The organism is Paenibacillus sp. L3-i20 (assembly GCF_022180385.2).
GTDB lineage: Bacteria > Bacillota > Bacilli > Paenibacillales > Paenibacillaceae > Pristimantibacillus.
On record NZ_BQME02000001.1, the window covers coordinates 2,385,178 to 2,391,177 of the forward strand.

6 protein-coding genes are annotated in these 6,000 nt (G+C 39.5%); 1 reads left to right on the top strand and 5 read right to left on the bottom strand.

Features of this window, described 5'->3' with window-relative positions:
* Positions 1-49 precede the first annotated feature (49 nt).
* The 5 genes from MFF31_RS11200 to MFF31_RS11220 all read right to left on the bottom strand — a co-directional run bounded on the left by MFF31_RS11200 (position 50) and on the right by MFF31_RS11220 (position 4,950).
* Positions 50-262: a hypothetical protein gene (locus MFF31_RS11200; protein ID WP_248565462.1), complete on the bottom strand. Its 213-nt coding sequence runs from the start codon at positions 260-262 to the stop codon at positions 50-52.
* A 70-nt stretch (positions 263-332) separates the two neighbouring features.
* On the bottom strand, positions 333-2,144 hold the full coding sequence (locus MFF31_RS11205; protein WP_238188071.1) for an ABC transporter ATP-binding protein: 1,812 nt from the start codon (positions 2,142-2,144) through the stop codon (positions 333-335).
* Positions 2,145-2,555: 411 nt separating this feature from the next.
* Positions 2,556-3,116, bottom strand: a complete 561-nt coding sequence (locus MFF31_RS11210; RefSeq protein ID WP_238188072.1) for a TlpA family protein disulfide reductase — start codon at positions 3,114-3,116, stop codon at positions 2,556-2,558.
* Positions 3,117-3,121: 5 nt separating this feature from the next.
* On the bottom strand, positions 3,122-3,625 hold the full coding sequence (locus MFF31_RS11215) for a MauE/DoxX family redox-associated membrane protein (RefSeq protein WP_238188073.1): 504 nt from the start codon (positions 3,623-3,625) through the stop codon (positions 3,122-3,124).
* Between the two features lie 566 nt (positions 3,626-4,191).
* On the bottom strand, positions 4,192-4,950 hold the full coding sequence (locus tag MFF31_RS11220; protein WP_238188074.1) for an SDR family oxidoreductase: 759 nt from the start codon (positions 4,948-4,950) through the stop codon (positions 4,192-4,194).
* A 203-nt stretch (positions 4,951-5,153) separates the two neighbouring features.
* Here MFF31_RS11220 and MFF31_RS11225 point away from each other — a divergent pair, with 203 nt between their 5' ends.
* Positions 5,154-5,780 (top strand): TetR/AcrR family transcriptional regulator, encoded by a 627-nt coding sequence (locus MFF31_RS11225; protein ID WP_238188075.1) that lies wholly within the window; start codon positions 5,154-5,156, stop codon positions 5,778-5,780.
* Positions 5,781-6,000: the final 220 nt, after the last annotated feature.

The window sequence follows — 6,000 nt, forward strand, 5'->3', positions numbered from 1 at the left end:
TGATTTATTTAAACGGATTAAATTAGTCTAGGAACAATACTTGTTTAGATCACTGATGATGCAGTACTACTTCTTCGGCAGAACGTCTAGGGCTAGCTAAAGCTTTATGGAGTGGATAGCCCATCCGAAACGTAAATACACCCTCATACCCTATCATGGGGACTAGTTTCGCTATCGCTTCGCCGTAAATAGGCTCGATGCCTAACCACAACTCACGTTCTCTTCTCTCATGGGTCTGTCCCCCTTGAGATTGTAGCTTCATTTTAATGACGGTATCAGTCGACTAATTATGAACTAGAAAAATACGATAGAAGGGGAGAGCGTACTACCCGTTAAGAAGCATAACGTTTGGCCTGTGTATGAAACATATCGGCATATGCGCCTTGTGCGGCAAGTAATGTCTCATGACTGCCCTCTTCAATAATTTGTCCGTTATGGAGCACGATGATTTTGTCTGCATGCCTGCAACTGCTCAAACGATGAGAAATCATGATAGATGTCTTTCCTTCATATAAAGTAGCAAAGTTATCATAAATTTCTGCTTCAGCTCTCGGATCAAGTGCTGCTGTCGGCTCATCAAGAATAACGATTTGTGAATCGCGCATGAAAGCTCGACTCAACGCTATTTTTTGCCATTGACCGCCGGATAGTTCATGCCCGTTTTGAAACATTGCACCAAGTTCTGTGTCTATGCCGTTAGGCAATTTTCCGATTAATTCTCCAACTCCAGCTTTAGAGGCAGCTGCTTCGATATAAGCATCATCATTAATATTTGGGTGTCCCATGGCAATGTTTTCACGAACGGTTAAGTGATAACTCTCGAAATCTTGAAAGACGGCGGATACATTTTGACGCATGCTTTTTGGATCTATAGTACGTATATCCACCCCGTCGAATAAGACGGTCCCTTCGTTGGGCAAATAGAGTCCGAGCAAGCATTTCACCAGCGTACTTTTACCTGCGCCATTTTCTCCTACAATCGCAATCTTTTCACCTGGTGAAATCGTAAAGTTGATCCCCTTGAGCTGAGGAGTCGTATGCGTAGCATAAGTGAAAGATAGATCCTTGACCTCAATGATTTTAGCTAATTTGTCAGGGAATTTGCAATTGCGATCTTCTGAGCTTTCGCCTTCCAAATCGAGAAAGTTCAGCACTTCGTTAATAAATAGGCTTTCTTCGTAGACAGCGGCAATTGAATAGCCCAATCCAGCTATAATTTGCTGAATTTGTTGGAGAGCTTGTGTTAATGAAACATAATGACCAATTGTTAACGCACCAGTAGAACCAAATAGAATAAGCACGATAACTACTCCGATATCTAGCACGACTTGGGAAGCTTCGACAAGGAGCATCCGACTATCTGTTCGTTTACGCAGCTCATATTGTTCGTTTGCAGTTTTCCAAAATATAGTTTTCCATTTATGAGTTAAATAACCTACAAAGTCATAGATGCGTGCTTCCTTGGCGGAACTACGGCTATGTAAAATGCTAAGTAAATAATGAATTTTTCGTTGCTCGGGTGTCTGGGTCATCACTTGGCTATATTTTTTTTTGCCGAAATAAGCATTGACCAAAATATTAGGAATAATCATTACGAGGACAATAGCCGCCAGTATCCAATGGAAAGACCATAAAATAGATACTAACCCCACTAAAGTGATTATACTCGACCCAATGGTTAGCATTAAATTAACTAAATTAAAGCCCTTCACATCTACACCAAACGCAGCTCTCTCTAATTGATCATAATAATCGGGGCGGTCAAAGTAGCTTAATGGCAATTCAGCCGCTTTATTAATTAATAAGTGTTCAAAATAATATTTCAACTTTTGTTGTGTGCGATAACTTACGATAGACTCCAAATAACTAAATAATCGAGCAGAAATTAGTATTAGTGCTTGAAGAGACAGAACATAATAAACATCGGAAGGAATTCCTTGTCTCTTCGTAAATATTGACGTTACCAAATCTACTAATTCTTTAATAATGTAAATTTGAGCAACAGGAAGTAACGCAGTTATGATTTTAAGCAGGATAAGAAAGATAGTTGCACCAGGAATGACCTTAAGCATAAGCGGCATGAACCGGCTAAAGACACTAAAAACAACCTTGTTTTTATTTGTTGTTGTATTATTTATTGTCATCTAAGATCACCTTTAATTTTATAATAAAGAGGAGAACGATAATTCGCTCTCCTCTTTTCACTAATTAGCAGCTGCAAGATGATTCGTGTACATGTTTACCTTGACTATTGCATGTGTAGCTGTGTCTAATGTTGTAACCACTGTTGCCACAAGCCTGAGTATCGCAAAAACTATAAGGATTGCAAGCCATATTTTTTCACCTCCTTTCAATGAATTGATAGGTTGCCACGATATTTTTATCTGCTGTATTTTTAAAGAAACCTCTTAATAACCGCGAACTGATGCAGTAATTGGGTTAGATTCAAAAACATAGTGAGTGAAGCGCTTTACTTCATAGGTAATTGATGTAAAAAGACTAGGATCGTAAATTTCAGTATCAGAGAATGCCATAAACTCACCTCCTTTCCGATTTTACGACGCTTTAGGTACGACAGTTTGGGCTATTAAAGCGTTTAGGGTTTCTCTGCGTTGTACGACACTTTTGGCAATAACCTCACCTTTAGGAGACAAATAATAAACAAAAGGAAAAATACGAGTTTCAAAAGATAATGAGGATTCAAGTGTTGTAACCGGTACTGTCAGCTCATATTGATTAATAATCTCTGTTACTTCTGGTTGTTGGCCGATCATCAGAATAAGAGCTTGGAAGTGGGGGCTTTGCTGCTGGAACCTTTCCAATACAGGATATAGTTCTTTACAAGAGCTGCATTTTGCATCTGTAAAAGCTACCAAAAACCCATGTTTTTGCTTGTCCAGCACTGCTAAATCAATAATACCTTTGTTAACGGTTTCAAATTGAAATTGAGGAAATAATGTTCTTTTGGCAAGTCCATGATCTTCCTCAATAAGATGGGGCATAGTTTCTGCTGGTATTTTGACTGCTTGTATTTTCCGTCCAAGCTGAATAATAAAGTAAGATTGCAGTGCAATAATAGCCCATAAAAAAGCATACGATAAATTAAATAGAGTCATAGAGTTTATGAGCCTCCCTCTAGTAATAGTTTTCTATTTTTCAACATTAAATACATGTTCAATACGCCAATTGTAAGCCCAATGCAACTAATAATTTCTGTAGGGTTCATAGAAGTAAGTGATAGCGAATGATCAGCTATTAGTCCAATCACAGTTAACAAAAAGAGAGGCGTAATCTTCCACATTGTTCCCCATCCCAGCTTTTCTTCACTTGCTTTCCCAAAGCAGTTACAACTGACATTCAATTTTTTATAGATGGCTAAGCCTGCAACTGCATAGAAAGAGAGGAATAACAACATTGCGGCGACTTGTCCAACGAACTGAGTAAAATCCAACACTAGGAGTACAACTATAATTCCCTCTGCTGCTACTACCAGCCATGTGAAAAATAACGGGAACTTCAGTTGCTCGATAGTTGTTTTGAAATCTTGATAAGCTATAACTTTGGCCATAAACGAATACAATAAGAGAGTGGCTAAAACAATAGAAACAATTAAGTTAACGTCCATGAAACTTCCTCCAACTCTAGTTATTTAGTTTGCCTGCATGCATGCATGATTGACGTAGCCAACTTCTTGCGAAATTTCAATTTAAAACTGATTCCATACAGTGCAGTTGAGTGATTTGTTCTATATCCAAAATACAAGCTTTTTAAGAAAATGTCTGTTGACTATAAGTAACAAATAGCAATTTTTCGATAAAAAATTATTGAATTGACTAAGTAGTGAGTAGGGGGGATTCAGTAAGGATATTAAAGAAGGAGTAGCGTTTCAGGCAATCAATGATTCGCTAGATGAGGTATCCTATAGCAAGACATTTAAACTGACGTTAGGTCAGCAACTTTGTGAATATTGTCAGTTATCGCTGTTAGTATAGTGAATATGTTTGAGCATCATTTCACGCCCTAAGTCGTATCTAACATAGTAAAATTACTCGTAATTTTTTAGGCAGAAGTGGCTCTAAGTCGAATCGATCTCACAAACTATTACTGGATATTATGCTAGAGAAAAGGGGTCCCTAAAGCCAATTGGCTTTAGGGACCCCTTTTTGTAGGAAAATCATTTTGTTTGGAAGCTTAGTAAGCAGTCCAACCTGCATCGGCTGTAACGACAGTGCCGTTTACAAAGCTGGAATCGTCCGAAGCGAGGAACAAAGCAACCTTGGCAATTTCTTCGGCGCTTCCGGTTCGCGGATTAATCTGCATGCCTACCATGGCGCGCTCCATACCGAACGCATTCGGTGCGTTGATAGAAGTGCTAATGTTCGTTGCTACGCCGCCTGGAGCAATTGCGTTACAACGTATACCCTTTGGTGCATATTGAAAGCCGACATTTTTCGTAAGACCAACTACGGCATGTTTCGCAGCGGTATATGCCGCTCCTGCTCTGGAACCGTATAAGCCGCCAGCAGATGCTATATTGACGATAACTCCACTATTTTTTTCGAGGAAAATCGGAAGTGACTTACGGATCGTTCTCATAGGTCCTGTCGTATTCACAGCGAATACGCGCTCCCATAATTCATCCGTTAGGTCGCCTGCAGGGACAAAGTTGTCCATGATACCTGCATTATTAATGAGAATATCAAGCGTTCCGTACTCGGCAACTGTGGAGTCGATGAGATGCTGAACGTCTACTTCCTTCGCGACATTAGCAGCAACAGCGAATGCAACTCCGCCCGCCGATGTAATCTCGTTAACGACTAGTGAGGCATTGTCGATGTTATGGTCGGAGACAACGATCTTGGCACCTTCCGCTGCGAACAATTGTGCGATTGCTTTACCCATTCCAGATGCTGCGCCTGTTACGACTGCAACTTTACCTGACAATTTCATTCATGATGCCTCCTCTAAGGAATTAGTATAGACAACGAAACAAATAATATAATAATTGAACACTTGTTCATTACATAACAAGTGTACTTTTACTATAATAAGAATAGAGACTCATAACAATATATAAAACGCTATCAATTGTGCGTTAATGAACAAATGACGTTCGATTGTTCGTTAAAAAATACTGGAAAGGAGGGAGTAGATTGGCACAGAAAGAAAATGATCGCCGAGTTGTGCGAAGTAAAGCAGCGCTCAAGGAATCATTGTTATCGCTAATGGATCATAAGAGTTTTACTGCAATTTCAATTACAGAAATCGTCGAGAGGGCAAATTATAATCGGGGGACGTTTTATTCTCATTTTGAAAATAAAGATGCTTTGCTCGCAGAAGTCATCTCTGAGCTGATCGATGAGTTAATTGCTTCATTCCGAGCGCCGTATGAACATGTAGAAATATTTCGAGTAGACGAGATGGGGGCACATTCGGTAGCGATTTTTGAACATATTTATGAGAAGAAGGATGTCTATTCTATATTGTTCCGAAGTGACACTTTGCCGATCATAAAGGAAAAGATGTTCAGCGCGATCCGTCGAATCTCGGTCGAGGACTTGGTATACCAAGAAGGGGACTCTACCATTAATCCTGAGCTCAGAATTGTGTACAGCCTGCATGCACTGATGGGGCTAGTATTCCATTGGATCGAGGATGGATTTGTTTATACTCCGACCTATATGCAGGATCAATTGGTCCAACTTATTCACTGGAGGCCGACAGCAGCGAAAACTGTGATGCGGAAGAATGATGGGAGAACTAAAAAAACGAGTCGCTAGAATTTCTTCTAGTGCTCGTTTTGCACAAAACAATTTCAAATAACTATGAATCTTCTACAAGAAGTGAAATTTACGGCATTTTAGATTATGAGAAATATGTTCTTATGGATATCCATTCGGAGAATATTCACAATGTGAACTGTATACGAATGCTTCATACTGCATGTGGAGATATGTAAGTGAAGATCCGACAGATTGGAATTGAAAATATAAGCCGCAA